Genomic DNA, 14,765 nt, shown 5'->3' on the forward strand with positions numbered 1-14,765 from the left:
GGATCGGCCACAACCCCCCCCCCCCCCGCCCCCGGTCCCGGGGGGGGGGGCCGCGCACCCCCCGGGGGCTCCGCCCCGGACCCGTTTGAGGACCGGGCCCACCTCGCCCCGCAGGGCCGGCCCAGCCGCACCCACCCACCCCCGCCGGCCCGGCAGTGGCGCGCACGCCGACCCGCCCCCGCCGGACGGAGTCCGGCGCAGCGCGACGAAGCCCGCGCAGCGGTGCGAGGAGCGCGTCAAGAAGGCTGGGAGCGCGTCAAGAAGGCTGGGAGCGCGTCAAGAGGCTGGGGGCGCGTCAAGAAGGCGAAGTGGCCTTCAGGGCGAGCCAGAGCTCCATGCGGACGTCCGGGTCGTCCAGGGAGCGGCCGAGGATCTCCTCCACCCGCCGCATCCGGTAGCGCAGCGTGTGCCGGTGGACTCCGAGGTCGGCCGCCGCCGCGTCCCACTGGCCGTGGCGGGAGAGCCAGGCCTGGAGGGAGGCCACCAGGTCGCCCCGGCCCTTCTCGTCGTGCTCGCGCAGCGCCCGCAGCGTGCCGTCCGCGAAGGCCCGTACCGCGTCGTCGGCGAGCAGGGGGAGGACCGAGCCCGCCGCCAGGTCCTCGTGTTCGACCAGGGGGCGGCCGCGCCGCCGGGCCACGGCCAGGGCCTGGTCGGCCTGCTTGAAGGCCGCCGCCACACCGGAGGCCGCCGCGGGCGCCGACAGGCCGAGGACCAGCTCGTCCGGCTCCGGTTCGCCCGCGTCCCGGCCGCGCCGGGACTCCAGGGCCTCCGCGTGTTCCGCGCACGCCTGGACCGCCGAGCCGCCGTCGGCCGCCAGAACCACGAGCCGGCCGGGCTCCGGCACCACCAGCAGGGTCTCCCCCGTGCGCGCGGCCGCCGATTCCACGGCGTCGGCCAGCAGCGCCAGGCCCTCCGGCTGGGCCGTGCCCGCCAGGGCGGGTTCCGCCACGAGGATCCGGAACGGCGCGTCGAGCAGGGCCCCGTACAGGTCCCCGGCCACGGCCTGGGCGTGCTCCGCCTGCCCGGCGAGCAGCATGCGCAGCACGGCGGCGCCGAGCCGGGACTCCGCGTCGTGCAGGGAGCGGGAGCGTTCGGTGGTGAGGGTCAGCAAGGCCACCGCGGAGTGGACGGCGTACCGCTCCGCCGTGCCGAGCGGGGCCCCGGTGCCGACCGCGAGGGCTCCGCGGGCCCGCCGCCCGGTGCCCAGCGACTGGAGTTCCACCCGGTCCTCGGAGCCGCCGACCACGGCGCTGGCCGGCGCCGGCCGCTCGCGCAGCCGTTCCACGTCGGGGGTGAGCCGGGCGGCCCGGCGCGCGGCCCAGTCGGGCGCGGCCGCGACGACGGCGCCCGAGGTGTCGTAGAGGGCGGCCCAGCCGTGCACGTGCGCCGCGAGCTTCGTCAGCAGTTCGGCGGGCCCGTCGGCGGACAGCGCGGCCCGGGTCAGCTCGCGCTGCGCCTCGAAGCCGGCGGTCACGGCCCGGTACTGGTCGGCGGCGAGGGCGGCGGAGACGGCCTTGCTGATGGCGAGGAACGGGGTGCGCCGGGGTACCTCCAGCAGCGGCAGGTCCTCGGCGGTGGCGGCCTCCACGAGCGCCTCGGGCACGGCGTCGTAGTTCACGCCGATGGCGAAGCCGATGCCGACGACCCCGGCCGCCGCGAGCCTGCGTACGTAGCGCCGCATCTCCTCGGGGTCCTCCGCGTCCAGCTTCATCGCGGTGATGAGGAGGAGCTCCCCGCCCTCCATGTACGGGACGGGGTCGGCGAGCTCACTGACGTGGGCCCAGCGCACGGGGGTGTCGAGGCGGCCCTCCCCGGCCCGGACGCTGAGTTTGAGCGCCGAGTGCTGGACGAGCGAGGCGAGGGTGAGCGGCATGGGTACCGGGGCGCCTTAGGGAGAGGAGGGGTGCGGCGGCGAGGTGCCGACGGAGGATTCTCGCCGTGGACCACCACCGCGGATTTCGCCGTGTCGTACGAACGGCTCCCCTTGATTCTGCCATCCCGTACGGGTTCGCTCCGTACGGGTTCGCTCCCTACGGGTTCGCTCCGTGGACCCGGCCCGTCCGCCCCTCCCCTCAGCCCTGCCCCCCGAGCCGCACCAGGAGCGGTGCGGCCCGCTCGCCGCGGACGGTGGTGAGGGACAGCACGGCGTGGCCGGGGGGCACGGTGTTCGCGAGGGCCGACGCCGACCACCGCTCCCGCTCCACCTTGCGCACGGTGACCGCGTCCGTGGTGACCGCCTTGCCGGTGATCACCTTGCGCACGGCGTGCACGGCCCGGGTGAAGGGCTGGTCGGCGTAGACCGTACGGCTCGTGACGTCCCGCGTCTCGACCAGCTCGGTCCCCCAGGCGTCGGCGAACCACTTGCCGTCCCACGTGGTGACCCCGGAGAGGGCCATCCGGCAGCCGACCGATCCGAGGAGCGGGGTGCGCAGCCCTTCCGGTACGTCTTCCAGGGTGCGCAGCGCCAGCAGGACCCCCGCGTTGGCCGAGCGGAGCCCCTGCATGCTGCGCACGGCCTCGGCGGTGACCGTGTGCGAAGCGTCGTCGAGGGCCAGGAAGGCGAACAGGGAGCGGTCGGCGCGGGCCAGGGCCGCCGCGTTGAACTGGGCGAGGAGCAGCCGGGCCAGCAGCCGGGAAGCGTCCGGGTGGCCGCGCTCGGGGAGGTCCACCCGCACCCGGACGGGGTGTTCCAGGGTGCGGAGGGAGAAGGGCCGTCCACTGCCGGTGGTGTCGAAGAAGCCGTGGAACGCCGGCCGGTCGAGCAGGGCCGCCCTGTCGGCGAGGGCCGGTCCCGGGTCGCCGTGGACGGCGTGCTGCCGTGCCCGCGCATCGAGCTCGCGCAGCATGGCCTGCTGCCCGGACCTCTCCAGCTCGTGGCGCAGCGCCCCGAGCGCCGCGGGCAGCTGCTCGAGCAGCGCACGCAGTTCGGGCACGGTCGGGAAACGGCCGTACGCGGCATGGAACGGGCCGAGGATCTGGGCGAGGGCCGTTGCCGACCGGCGTACGTCGACGCCCGGCAGGTCGCCGACGAATGCTTCGGCGAGGAAGGAAGCCGCCTCGTCGGAGTCGCCGGTCCCGCCGTAGAGGTCGAGATCGTGGACGGATTCCGGGTCGCCCAGGCGCACCACGATGTCGTAGGCGTCGTCGGGTCCGAGCCGGGTTCCCGCGGCGCCGACGGCGATCACGGCCGCCTGCCCGGCCAGTGCCTGGAGGGCCAGCGACTCCACGACCGGCCTGACCAGCCCGTGCGTCTTGCCCGAGCCCGAGGGGCCGACGGCGAGGACCGAGGTGCCCAGTACGCCGGGGTCCAGGGCCAGCCCGGTCCCGCGGCGTTCTTGGGGGTTCGGCTCGGCGCCGGTGACCCGGCCGAGCCAGACCTGCCCGACGGTCAGGTCGTGTGAGGCGGCGCGGACCGGCAGATCACGGGCGCCCGAGGGATGTCCGCAGGCGGCCGCGCCCTTGTTCCGTACGGCTTCGACGAAGGCGGGGCGCCGCGAGGGATCGGCCTTCACCGACTCCCAGGCCCGCCGGATCCGTGCGTGGTCGACGTCGTTCATGCGTCCCTGCCGGGCTTCTGCCGCCAGCCGGTCCGCGGTCTCCATCAGCCCGGCGGCACGCAATTGCGGCCAGCCGGCCGGCGAGTCCGGGCCGTCCGGGTTCACTGCCTGCGGGGCATCGGCGGGAAGGGCCGAGGACCGGAGGCCGGTCAGCAAAGTGGTCCAGCCGCCGAGGCGGGCGAAGTAGAGGGCGACGGGTGCGTAGATCAGTGCGTAGAGAACGTTTGTGACCACCGCACCGCCCGTTTCGCCGAGCTCCGGGTAAGGCAGGTGCCCGAAGGCCAGCGGATAGACCATGAGGATCGGCGTCGGGTTCTGGATCAGCCACACGACGGCGAAGGCTCCTGCCGCGGCACCCAGCGCGCGGTACCAGGGGCCGCGGGCAGCGATCAGCTGGTCGAAGGCGGTCCGCCAGCCTCCCAGCTTGGCAAAGCCGAGGAACAGGCCCACGGTGACCAGCAACTCGTAGAACTCACGGGCCGCCATGCCTCGGTGGTCGAGCGGCCTCTTGACCAGATTGCCCTCCCACCAACTGTCGGGGGTGAAGTAGTAGAGCGGGGATCCTTCGATATCGAGGGGGAGATTCTGATCGAGGAAGGCCTGCCAGCACACGAAGAAGACGAGGAAGGAGACCACGACCCGCGTGATCAGGGCCCGGGCGCTGGTCTCGGGCTTCGGCACGGCCGGGGTGTAGGCGTAGCGCCAGATGCCGGGCTTGGCCTCCGGTCGCGGGGCGCACAGCCACGCGGTGAACGGGGCCCCCGCGGCGGAAGCCGCGCTCACGCCCGCGGCAGGGCTCCCCGGCGCGTACGCGGGCGGCGGCGGGGCCGTGACCGGTCGCGGCGGCGTGGGCGGTGTGGGCGGCGGGCCGGACGGCCGGGGGATGTGGGGGCCACCGGCCCCGACATCGGGCGAGCCGCCGTAGCCGCTGCGGTCCCCGCCGTGCGTGCCGTCGGTGTCCATGAAACCCCTGCCCCCTGCCCGTTACCGCGCTGTCCCGCGCCTGCCCTGCACTGGCTCCGCGCGCTCAATCTAGTGGCCGTCACCGCCCCGCGGCCCGTACCCGGTCATGATCCACAAGACGGGCGCGGATTCCCTCCTATGGCCGCCACGGACAAGGACACGCGGGCACCACTCCCGAACGGAGCATGCAGGACCACGCCGCCCGGGCCTAGCCTGCGGACAAAGACACAAGTGCGTCCGAAAACACCCCCCAGGAGCCCTCTATGACCGCTGTCCCGCAGGAGCGCCGCATCGTCACCGCGATCCCCGGCCCCAAGTCGCAGGAGCTGCAGGCCCGCCGTCTGTCGACGGTGGCCGGCGGCGTGGGCTCCGTGCTCCCCGTCTTCACGGCCCGCGCGGGCGGCGGAATCATCGAGGACGTCGACGGCAACCGCATGATCGACTTCGGCTCCGGCATCGCCGTGACCTCGGTCGGCGCCTCCGCCGAGGCCGTCGTGCGCCGCGCCGCCGCGCAGCTCGCCGACTTCACCCACACCTGTTTCATGGTGACCCCCTACGAGGGCTACGTGGAGGTCTGCGAGGCCCTCGCCGAGCTCACCCCGGGTGACCACGCCAAGAAGTCGGCGCTGTTCAACTCCGGCGCCGAGGCCGTCGAGAACGCCGTCAAGATCGCCCGTTCGTACACCAAGCGCCAGGCCGTCGTCGTCTTCGACCACGGCTACCACGGCCGTACGAACCTCACGATGGCGCTGACCTCGAAGAACATGCCGTACAAGCAGGGCTTCGGCCCGTTCGCCCCCGAGGTCTACCGCGTCCCGGTCGCCTACGGCTACCGCTGGCCGACCGGCGCCGAGAACTGCGGCCCCGAGGCCGCCGCCCAGGCGATCGACAACATCGTCAAGCAGATCGGCGCCGAGAACGTCGCCGCGATCATCATCGAGCCGGTCCTCGGCGAGGGCGGCTTCATCGAGCCGGCCAAGGGCTTCCTCCCGGCGATCGTGAAGTTCGCCAACGACAACGGCATCGTCTTCGTCGCCGACGAGATCCAGTCCGGCTTCTGCCGCACCGGCCAGTGGTTCGCGTGCGAGGACGAGGGCATCGTCCCCGACCTCATCACGACCGCCAAGGGCATCGCGGGCGGCCTGCCGCTCGCCGCCGTGACCGGCCGCGCCGAGATGATGGACTCCGTGCACGGCGGCGGCCTGGGCGGCACCTACGGCGGCAACCCGGTGGCCTGCGCCGGTGCGCTCGGCTCCATCGAGACGATGAAGGAGCTCGACCTCAACGCCGCGGCGAAGAAGATCGAGTCCGTCATGAAGGCCCGCCTGACGGCCATGCAGGAGAAGTACGACATCATCGGCGACATCCGCGGCCGCGGCGCCATGATCGCGATCGAGCTGGTCCAGGACCCCGCGTCCAAGACCCCGAACCCGGAGGCGGCCGGCGCGCTCGCCAAGGCCTGCCACGCCGAGGGCGTGCTCGTCCTCACGTGCGGCACCTACGGCAACGTGCTCCGCTTCCTGCCGCCGCTCGTCATCGGCGATGACCTGCTGAACGAGGGTCTGGACGTCATCGAGGCCGCGTTCGCGGCCCTCTGATCGAACGTCTGACACGGGCGGTAGAACGCGGGGCCGTGATCCTCGATCACCAAGCGTTCACTACCGCGGGTAACGGTCGGGCACTGTGAAGAAGGTGTGGGGGGCCGATGGCGGGAGCGTTTTCCCGCTGTCGGTCCCCCTTCCGCTGCCGTACGGTTTCTGCAGATGAGTGAGACACCCCGCTCCCGGGAATCCGGAAGCGACACCAGTACCGGGCTTCCCCAGCGCCGCACTGGGCATGCGTTCGCGCACACTCCTCACCGATCGGACGGCCGCACGCCCCAAACCCCCCGGGGCGCCCGGCAACCCGATCCGGGCGGCCGCCCCGGAACCACCCCCCCTGTTCCGGGGCGGCCGGCCACTCTCCGCTACGCCTTCTGCGCGCTCTGCGCCGTGCTCTTCGCCCTGATCACCTGGCAGGTCCTCGTGTCCGGGCCGCTGCTGGTCCCCGACGCCGCCCTCAGCCGGGCGCTCGTGCGCACCGTCCCCGACGCGGTCACCCAGCGCCTCTCCGACCTCGGCAACGTCCCGGTCGCGGTCCCCGTCCTGCTCCTCGCGGTCGTCCACGCCGTCCGGCGCGGCAACCGCCGGGGCGCTGCGGCCGCGGCGCTGGCCATGGCACTGGTGCCGGCCCTGATCGTCCCGCTGAAGGAGTGGACCGGCCGGCCGGGCCCCCTGGAGCCCTGGGCCTCCGGCTACTACCCCTCGGGCCACACGGCCACCGCGTACGTGGCGTACGTGGGCGCGGCCCTGCTCGTGCGCCCGTACACCCGGGGCAGCTGGCCCTTCCTCCTCGCGGCCGCCCTCACCGCCCTGACTGCGGTGGGGCTGGTCCTGCGCGGCTACCACTGGCCCCTGGACGTCCTGGCCAGCCTCCTGATGTGCACGCCGCTGCTGCTCGGGGTGAAGTGGGCCACGGGACGCCACAGCCCCCACTAAGGTCGGCGGCATGGCGCAGGAACGGCTGAAGTACTCCGTCACGTACGGCGGACGGGCCCACGAATTGACCCCGTCGGGGGGCGAGGTGATCCTCCCCCGCAGCGGCGTCAAGATCCACCACAGCGGTTCCTGCTGGCACCTCACCGATTCCGGTGACCTCCCGACGCATCCCGACCCCGCCGGAGTCCTGTGGCGCCAGCTCCTCGACGCCTCCGATCCCGCCGCGTTCTCCGCCGCCCGAGGGCTGGTCAACGGCGCGGGCAAGCCGCTCACCGGTGTGTGCTCCTGCGCGTTGCGGGCGGTCACCGACGACCACGCCGACAGCCTCCCCTACTGGCCCCTCGACCCCGCGTTCGCCGCCTTCGACCCGGAGGCGCACGGCGCCGCGGTGGAAGCCGCCGACCGCGAGGCCGCACGGTTCCGCGAGCGGTTCCCGTGGGAGGAGTGGCCGACGCTGTCCCTGGACCGGTACGCACTGGGGCAGCAGCCCGGGCTCCCCGGGCCCTTCTACAGCCGGGACCTGGAGTACGGCAGCAAGCCGCTCGGCAGCATCACCGGCGGTTCGGCGTACAAGCACTTCGTCTTCCGCCGCAGGGACGGCGTCTGGTGGCACGACACGAAGTACCCCGATGCCGCGACGGCGTGGGAGGCGGTCCGGGCCGGCATCGTCGAGGCGGTCGAGGCGGCGCGGGCGGGCCGGGTGGCGGAGATCGACGACATCGCGGCCGTCGCCTCCGGCGTCACGGTCGTCGCCAAGACGCTGCGGATCTACGCACCGGACGCCATCCTGCCGGTGTACGCCGACCACCTCACCCGTCACTACCTGTCGCTCGCGGGCGGCGACGCGTACGGCGGGCTCAGGCCGTTCGCCCGCAAGGAGGCCCTGCGCCGGCTGTTCCTGGACCGGGAGGGCTCCAAGGACTGGCCGCCCCAGCTGGTCCTGCGGTTCCTGCTCTGGTGGGCGCCCCTGCGCGTGGCTCCCCGCATCGTCCGCATCGGGATCGAGGACGGCGTCCGGGTGTGGCCGCAGTGCCTGGAGGGCGGCTATCTGGCCGTCCGCCACGAGGCGATCGGCGATCTGCACGCCTTCGCCGGCCCGGAGGAGGCCACGGAGACCTCCGGCTCCGACGGCGTCCCCGGATCCGGCGGGGTCCCCGGATCCGGCCTCTCCCCCGACGACCTCGGGCTGTGGGATCTGATCGGGCTGCGCGCGGGCGACCGGGTCGTGGCCATGGCCGGCCGCGACACCGTGCTCGGAGTCGGGCAGGTCACCGGCGAGGGGTACCGCTGGCGCCCCGACCTCACCGGTCACCGGCACACCGTCTCCGTGGACTGGGCCGGCACCTACGGCGGAGTGCTCGACCCTTCGGTCGGTGACTGGGGTCCGTGGCTCGTCACCGATGTCCGGCCCAAGCTCTGGACGCAGATCCAGGCCCTGCGCACCACGAGCGCCCCCGAGGCCGTGGAGGCGGAAACCGAGCTGCTCCCACCCCTCGACGCCGGGCTCCAGCGGATCTCCGACGCCCTGGACCGGCGCGGCCAGGCGGTCCTCTACGGTCCGCCCGGGACCGGCAAGACCCGCCAGGCCCTGCGTTTCGCGGTCCGTCGGCTCGGCGAGTTGTCCGACGACCTGCCCGGCCTGCATCCGGCAGCCGAACCGGGTGACGAGCTCTTCGGCCACACCGTGCGCGCCCTCACCGCCGCGGGCCGGCTGACCCTGGTCACCTTCCACCCCGGCTACGGGTACGAGGACTTCATCGAGGGCCTGCGCCCGCGGCCGGGCATCGCCGGCCTGTCCCTCGAAACGACCGCCGGAGTGTTCAAGGAGGTGTGCACCAGGGCGGCCGCCGACCCCGGCCACCCCTACCTGGTCGTCGTCGACGAACTCAACCGGGCCGACCTCCCCAAGGTCCTCGGGGAGCTGATCACGGTGATCGAGAAGGACAAGCGGGGCATGGCCGTCACCCTCCCCCTGTCCAAGGAGGCGTTCTGCGTCCCGCGCAACGTGCAGCTGCTCGGCACCATGAACACCGCCGACCGGTCGATCCGGCAGCTCGACTCGGCCGTCCGGCGCCGCTTCGCCTTCCTCGAACTGCTTCCCGACGCGGGGCCGTTGCGCGGTTCCGCGGTGGAGGAACTCGACCTCGGGGTGTTCCTCGACGCGCTCAACCACCGGATCAGGCGGGAGCTGGACCGGGAGAAGCAGATAGGCCAGGCCTTCTTCCTGCCCGGCGGCAAGCCCGTCGCGACCGCCGCGGAGCTGGCCTCCGTGATCAGGGACGAGATCCTGCCGCTCCTCCAGGAGTACGCCTACGACGACTACGGGCTGCTCACGGCCTTCCTCGGCGAGGACCTCGTCGACCCCGTCTCGCACACCCTGCGGGAGCTGCCCGACGAGAAGCTGGTGGCCTGCCTGTACGAGGAGTTCCAGGTCGGCGCCGGTGCACAGCCTGCGTGAGTACGACCGGGCGGTCCTGCCCGGCGTCCGGCTGAGCGACGCCGACCGCCGGACGCTCGCGGACGGCGCGCTGGACCCGGTGCTGCGGATCCGGGAGCTGGCCGGCGACCGCCTGGAGGTCGAGGCAAGGGCGTACGTGGGGGTCGTGCGGCTCGACGCGTGCGAGATCCGGGTCCTGCCGAAGCACCTCGGCGGCAGCCTGGACGTGCTGCGGATGCTGGAGTACTCGGCGGGCGGCCGGGTGCGGACGCTGGAGGCCGGCCGCTGGTTCGCGGAGGGCGACGCGGACCTGCGCGACCTCGTCGCGCTGATGGTCACCGAGCACTGCGAGCGGCTGCTGCGGCACGGGGTCCGCAAGGACTACGTCACCCGCGAGGAGGATCTGCCGGCCGTCCGGGGCCGACTGCTGCCCGACCGGCAGGTACTGCGGCATCACGGGCGCCTGGACCGGCTGGCGTGCCGCTTCGACGAGCACGACACGGACGTCGTCGACAACCGGCTGTGCGCCGCGGCCGTGGAACGGGCCGCGCGCACGGCCGGGTCCGCCCAGGTGCGTGCCCGGGCCCGGCGGGCCGCCGCGCAGTTCGGACCGCTGGCGCCGACCCCGCTCGGGGATCTGCGGCAGGCCGTTTCCACGCTGGCCTACCACCGGCACAACGAGCACTACCGGCCCGCTCACCGGTGGGCCCGGCTCCTGCTGTCCGGCGGCGGGATCGACGGGCTGTTCACCACCGGTCCGCTGGCCTCCCGCGCCTTCCTCGTCGACATGAGCGGACTGTTCGAGGACTTCGTGACACGGCTGCTGGAGGACGGCGCGGCGGGCAGCGGGCTGACGGTGACCGGCCAGTCGGCGCAGCGGCGGGTGCTCGTCGACGAGGCCACGGAGAAGCACTACAGCGAGGTGCGGCCGGACGTGCTGGTCCGCGGGGTGCGCGGCGGGGTGCCGTTCCGGCTGCCGGTGGACGCGAAGTACAAGCTGTACGAGGGGAAGAAGCTCTCGACGCAGGACATCTACCAGGCCTTCCTCTACGCGCACGCGCTGGGGAGCCCGGCCGAGTGCGTGCTGGTGCATCCCGCCGGACCGGGTGCCTCGGGCGTGCGCGTGGCCGTGCGGGACCGCGCGGGCGCCACCTCGGCACGCGTCCGGTCCGTACCGCTGGACCTGGGGTCCGTACTGGACGAACTGGCCGGGCCGCAGCCCCTGGAAGCTGCGGCCCGGGTGTGGAACGAGGTCGTCGGTCAGCCGCCGAAGTAGGCGTCGAAGTTCTTCGAGAACTCCCAGCTGCCGAAGCGGTCCCAGTTGATCGACCAGGTCATCAGGCCGCGCAGGGCGGGCCAGGTGCCGTGGGTCTGGTACGAGCCGCAGCTCACCTTCTTCGTCAGGCAGTCCAGGGCCTTGTTGACCTCCGCCGGGGAGGTGTGGCCGTTGCCCGCGTTGGTCGTGGCCGGCAGGCCGATGGCGACCTGGTCCGCGCGCAGCGGCGGGAAGACGCGGGCGGTGTTGCCGGCCACCGGGAAGCCGCTGAGCAGCATGTCCGTCATCGCGATGTGGAAGTCGGCTCCGCCCATGGAGTGGTACTGGTTGTCGAGGCCCATGATCGAGCCCGAGTTGTAGTCCTGGACGTGGAGCAGGGTGAGGTCGTCGCGCAGGGCGTGGATGACCGGGAGGTAGGCGCCGGCGCGCGGGTCCTGGCCGCCCCAGGGGCCGGATCCGTAGTACTGGTAGCCGAGCTGGACGAAGAAGGTCTCGGGGGCCATCGTCAGGATGAAGTCCGGGCCGTACTTGGCCTTCAGGGTCTTCACGGCCGAGATCAGGTTGACGATCACCGGGGTGGTGGGGGCGCGGAAGTCGGTGTCGCCCGTGGCCAGGGAGAGGGAGTGGCCCTCGAAGTCGATGTCGAGGCCGTTGAGCCCGTACTCGTCGATGATCTTGCTGACGGAGGAGACGAAGGTGTCGCGGGCGGCCGTGGTGCCCAGCTGGACCTGGCCGTTCTGGCCGCCGATGGAGATCAGGACCTTCTTGCCCGCGGCCTGCTTGGCCTTGACGGCCGCCTTGAACTCCGCGGCCGATTCGACGTTCGGGCACTCGCTGACCGGGCAGAGCTGGAAGCGGATGTCGCCCGAGGTCACCGAGGTGGGCTCGCCGAAGGCCAGGTTGATGACGTCCCAGGAGGCGGGTACGTCGGCCATCCGGACGTAGCCGGAGCCGTTGGCGAAGCTGGCGTGCAGGTAGCCGACGAGGGCGTGGGCGGGCAGGCCCGGGTTGCCGGGGTCGCCTCCGCCGCCGGGCGTGGTCACGGGGACGGCCGCGCTCTTGGGGGACTCGCCGGTCGCGTTGACCGCGCTGACCTGGAAGGAGTAGGTCGTGGAGGCGGTGAGGCCGGTGACCGTGGCCGAAGTGCCGCTGACAGTGGTCGGGTTCGCGCCGTCCCGGTAGACCTTGTACGAGGTGGCCCCGGTAGCGGACGCCCAGGAGAGGCCGACGGTGGTGGCGGAGGAGGCGGACGCGGTGAGCCCGGCCGGGGCGGGCGGCACCTGGGGGTCGCCGGGTCCGGAGCCGCCGGGGTCGGGGCCGACGAGGGTCACGTCGTCGGTGAACTGCGGCGGCTGGCCGTACCAGCCCTGCGTGTACACGGTCACCGAGGTGGTGCTCGCGCCGGTACGGAAGCTCGTGCTCAGCTGCTTCCAGGCACCCGGGGTCTGCGTCCAGGTCTGCGGGTCCGTGGTCCCGGTGCCGGTCGCGCCGAGGTAGACGTACGCGCCCTGCACCCAGGCACTCAGCGTGTACGCGGAGTCGGGCTTGACGGTGACGGTCTGGGAGCAGCGGGCGTTGTCCTGGCCGGCCGGTGTGCCCTTGAGGGCGGAAGCGCCGCCGTGCACGGGTGTGCTGACGGTGGCTCCGCTGCCGGCCGAGCAGCTCCAGCCGGTGAGGCCCGCTTCGAAGCCGCCGTTGCGGATGAGGTCGGCGTCGGCCGCCGCGGCGGGCCGACCGGCGGCGAGGAGGCCGGCCGCCGCGAGGGCGGCGGCGGTAAGGAGGGACAGCGCGGAGCGTATGACGGTGGGTCTGGCGGGGCGGGTGGGGCCGACAGGGCGGATGGGGCGCACAACTGCCTCCGGTGCATGGGGGGATGGAGCCGGGCCGCGGGTGGGGTCGCGGTGGGGGAAGGCGCAGCGGCGCCCAAGATGGTCCAGACCAATCCTCTTGTCAAGACTTCCCGCCTCCCCGGCCCACGGCGCGCGCCGCCGCCTCGTGCATCGCGAGCTCCAGTACCACCGGATCGGTGAGCGTGCCCTGCCCGTCCGGGACCACGAGCCAGCGGACCCCGCCCGTGGCCCGGCCGGGGTAGGGGACCACGACCCAGGTCCCGTGACCGGCTCCCCGTACGCCCGTACCGACCCAGCGGGACGCCGTGCCCGCGGGCACGAAGAAGCCCAGCCGGGAGCCGCCGAAATCGGCGAGCACCGGGCCGGGCCGCTCCAGCAGCGCTTCCAGCACTTCGAGGGTGGCGTGCCCCAGCTCCCCCGGCAGGATCAGCACGTCCCACCGGCGGCCGGCGGGCAGCAGGGCGACCCCGAGGGGGTTGCGCTCCCACTCCCACCGGCAGGCGTCCGGATCGGGCGCTACCGAGACCAGCCATTCCACTGCCGTCTTGTCCCCCGGGATCGTCATCGCCCGGCCTCCGCTCTGTGTGGTGAGGTGAAGCGTTCTCACCAGGGAGAGAGCGGGGCCGGGCTCAGGTATGACGCGGGTTTCGTTACTCCGTGGTAGTGAGCCGGGTCACAGGACCGGCGGCGGTGTGCGCCGGGCGCACGGGCGGCTCTTGTCCGATCAGCTGTCGAAGCCGAGACCGAGGCGGTCCAGCGTCTTCAGCCACAGGTTGCGGTGCCCGCCCAGCCGGTCCGCCCGGGCCAGTGACCACTTCGTCATCGTGATGCCGGTCCAGGCGAAGGGCTCGGGCGGGAAGGGCATCGGCTTGGAGCGGACCATCTCCAGCTCGGTGCGCTCGGTCTTCTCCCCGGCGAGCAGGTCGAGCATCACGTCGGCGCCGAAGCGGGTGGCCCCGACGCCCAGCCCGGTGTAGCCGGCCGCGTAGGCCACCTTGCCCGCGTGCGCGGTGCCGAAGAAGGCGGAGAAGCGCGAGCACGTGTCGATCGCCCCGCCCCAGGCGTGGCTGAACTTCACCCCTTCCAGCTGCGGGAAGCAGGTGAAGAAGTGCTCGGCGAGCTTGAGGTAGGTCTCGGGGCGGTGGTCGTGCTCGGCGTCGAGCCTGCCGCCGTACGGGTAGATCGCGTCGTAGCCGCCCCACAGGATCCGCCGGTCGGGGGTGATCCGGAAGTAGTGGAACTGGTTGGCGCTGTCGCCGAGCCCCTGCCGGTTCTTCCAGCCGATCGAGGCGAGCTGCTCCTCGCCTAGCCGCTCGGTCATCAGCGCGTAGTCGTAGACCGGGACGGTCAGCGGGCGCACCCGCTTGACCAGCGAGGGGAAGATGTTGGTGCCCAGCGCCACCCGGCGTGCGAAGACCCGCCCGTACGGGGTCCGCACGGCCATCCCGGCTCCCGAGCCGGACAGGTCCAGCCCGCGCGTGTTCTCGTAGATCCGTACGCCCAGCTCCAGACAGGCCCGCTTCAGGCCCCAGGCGAGCTTCGCCGGGTTGAGCATGGCGACCCCGTCCCGGTCCCAGATCCCGCCGAGGAAGGTCGGGGAGTCGACCTCGGCCCGCACGGCGTCCGCGTCCAGCCATTCGGAGCGGCCGGCGAGGCCGAGCCGCTCGGCCTCCGCGTGGAACGCGCGGAGCTCCGCGACCTGGTGCGGCTCGGTGGCCACGTCGATCTCGCCGCTGCGCTCGAAGTCGCAGTCGATGCCGTAGCGGGCGACCGCCTCCTCGATGGCGTCGAGGTTGCGGGCGCCGAGGTCTTCCAGCGTGGCCAGCTCGTCGGGCCAGCGGGCCATCCCGTTGGCGAGGCCGTGGGTGAGGGAGGCGGCGCAGAATCCGCCGTTGCGGCCCGAGGCGGCCCAGCCCGCCTCGTGCCCCTCGATCAGTACGACGTCCCGGGCGGGGTCGCGCTCCTTGGCGATCAACGCGGTCCACAGGCCGCTGTAGCCGCCGCCGATGACGAGCAGGTCGCAGTGCTCGTCCCCGGTGAGGGCGGGCTCGGCGGCGGGCTTGCCGGGGTCGTCCAGCCAGTACGAGACCGGCTTCGCTTCGGAAAGGGATCGTGCAGCGGTGCGCATGGCGTCTGGGGCCATGT

Annotated in this window: 9 protein-coding genes; 4 read left to right on the top strand and 5 right to left on the bottom strand. The window is 73.2% G+C overall.

Going from position 1 to position 14,765, the window contains the following annotated elements; translation table 11 throughout:
• Positions 1–295: 295 nt before the first annotated feature.
• Positions 296–1,873 carry a PucR family transcriptional regulator gene (locus ABZY57_RS15285; protein ID WP_356511969.1) on the bottom strand — a complete coding sequence of 526 codons (1,578 nt, stop codon included), beginning with the start codon at positions 1,871–1,873 and terminating at the stop codon, positions 296–298.
• A gap of 199 nt (positions 1,874–2,072) precedes the next feature.
• Positions 2,073–4,520 (bottom strand): ATP/GTP-binding protein, encoded by a 2,448-nt coding sequence (locus ABZY57_RS15290; RefSeq protein WP_356511971.1) that lies wholly within the window; start codon positions 4,518–4,520, stop codon positions 2,073–2,075.
• Between the two features lie 263 nt (positions 4,521–4,783).
• On the opposite strand from ABZY57_RS15290, the gene gabT reads away from it, so the two are divergent.
• From gabT to ABZY57_RS15310, 4 genes are all read left to right on the top strand, one after another.
• Positions 4,784–6,118 (top strand): 4-aminobutyrate--2-oxoglutarate transaminase, encoded by a 1,335-nt coding sequence (gene gabT / locus ABZY57_RS15295; RefSeq protein ID WP_356511973.1) that lies wholly within the window; start codon positions 4,784–4,786, stop codon positions 6,116–6,118.
• A 393-nt stretch (positions 6,119–6,511) separates the two neighbouring features.
• Complete coding sequence (locus tag ABZY57_RS15300; protein ID WP_356511975.1) at positions 6,512–7,057, top strand: phosphatase PAP2 family protein; 546 nt, start codon at positions 6,512–6,514, stop codon at positions 7,055–7,057.
• A 10-nt stretch (positions 7,058–7,067) separates the two neighbouring features.
• Positions 7,068–9,515, top strand: a complete 2,448-nt coding sequence (locus tag ABZY57_RS15305) for an AAA family ATPase (protein ID WP_356511977.1) — start codon at positions 7,068–7,070, stop codon at positions 9,513–9,515.
• Entirely contained in the window at positions 9,499–10,770 is a 1,272-nt protein-coding gene (locus ABZY57_RS15310; protein ID WP_356511979.1) for a hypothetical protein, read from the top strand. Before ABZY57_RS15305 ends, ABZY57_RS15310 begins: the two co-directional genes overlap by 17 nt.
• On the opposite strand, the gene ABZY57_RS15315 is transcribed toward ABZY57_RS15310, so the two are convergent.
• The 3 genes from ABZY57_RS15315 to ABZY57_RS15325 form a co-directional block, all read right to left on the bottom strand.
• Positions 10,755–12,611: a glycoside hydrolase family 18 protein gene (locus ABZY57_RS15315; RefSeq protein ID WP_356512030.1), complete on the bottom strand. Its 1,857-nt coding sequence runs from the start codon at positions 12,609–12,611 to the stop codon at positions 10,755–10,757. The genes ABZY57_RS15310 and ABZY57_RS15315 overlap by 16 nt on opposite strands.
• A 109-nt stretch (positions 12,612–12,720) precedes the next feature.
• Complete coding sequence (locus tag ABZY57_RS15320) at positions 12,721–13,185, bottom strand: hypothetical protein (protein ID WP_356511981.1); 465 nt, start codon at positions 13,183–13,185, stop codon at positions 12,721–12,723.
• Between the two features lie 159 nt (positions 13,186–13,344).
• Complete coding sequence (locus ABZY57_RS15325) at positions 13,345–14,763, bottom strand: FAD-binding oxidoreductase (RefSeq protein WP_356511983.1); 1,419 nt, start codon at positions 14,761–14,763, stop codon at positions 13,345–13,347.
• Between the last annotated feature and the right edge of the window lie 2 nt (positions 14,764–14,765).

This window comes from Streptomyces sp. NPDC006450, assembly GCF_040612195.1.
Classification (GTDB): Bacteria; Actinomycetota; Actinomycetes; order Streptomycetales; family Streptomycetaceae; genus Streptomyces.

Bases quoted from the DNA above. Each gene is read 5' to 3' on its own strand.
- gabT (WP_356511973.1), top strand. From the start codon at position 4,784: ATGACCGCTGTCCCGCAGGAGCGCCGCATCGTCACCGCGATCCCCGGC.
- ABZY57_RS15305 (WP_356511977.1), top strand. From the start codon at position 7,068: ATGGCGCAGGAACGGCTGAAGTACTCCGTCACGTACGGCGGACGGGCC.
- ABZY57_RS15320 (WP_356511981.1), bottom strand. From the start codon at position 13,185: ATGACGATCCCGGGGGACAAGACGGCAGTGGAATGGCTGGTCTCGGTA.
- ABZY57_RS15290 (WP_356511971.1), bottom strand. From the start codon at position 4,520: ATGGACACCGACGGCACGCACGGCGGGGACCGCAGCGGCTACGGCGGC.
- ABZY57_RS15325 (WP_356511983.1), bottom strand. From the start codon at position 14,763: ATGGCCCCAGACGCCATGCGCACCGCTGCACGATCCCTTTCCGAAGCG.
- ABZY57_RS15285 (WP_356511969.1), bottom strand. From the start codon at position 1,873: ATGCCGCTCACCCTCGCCTCGCTCGTCCAGCACTCGGCGCTCAAACTC.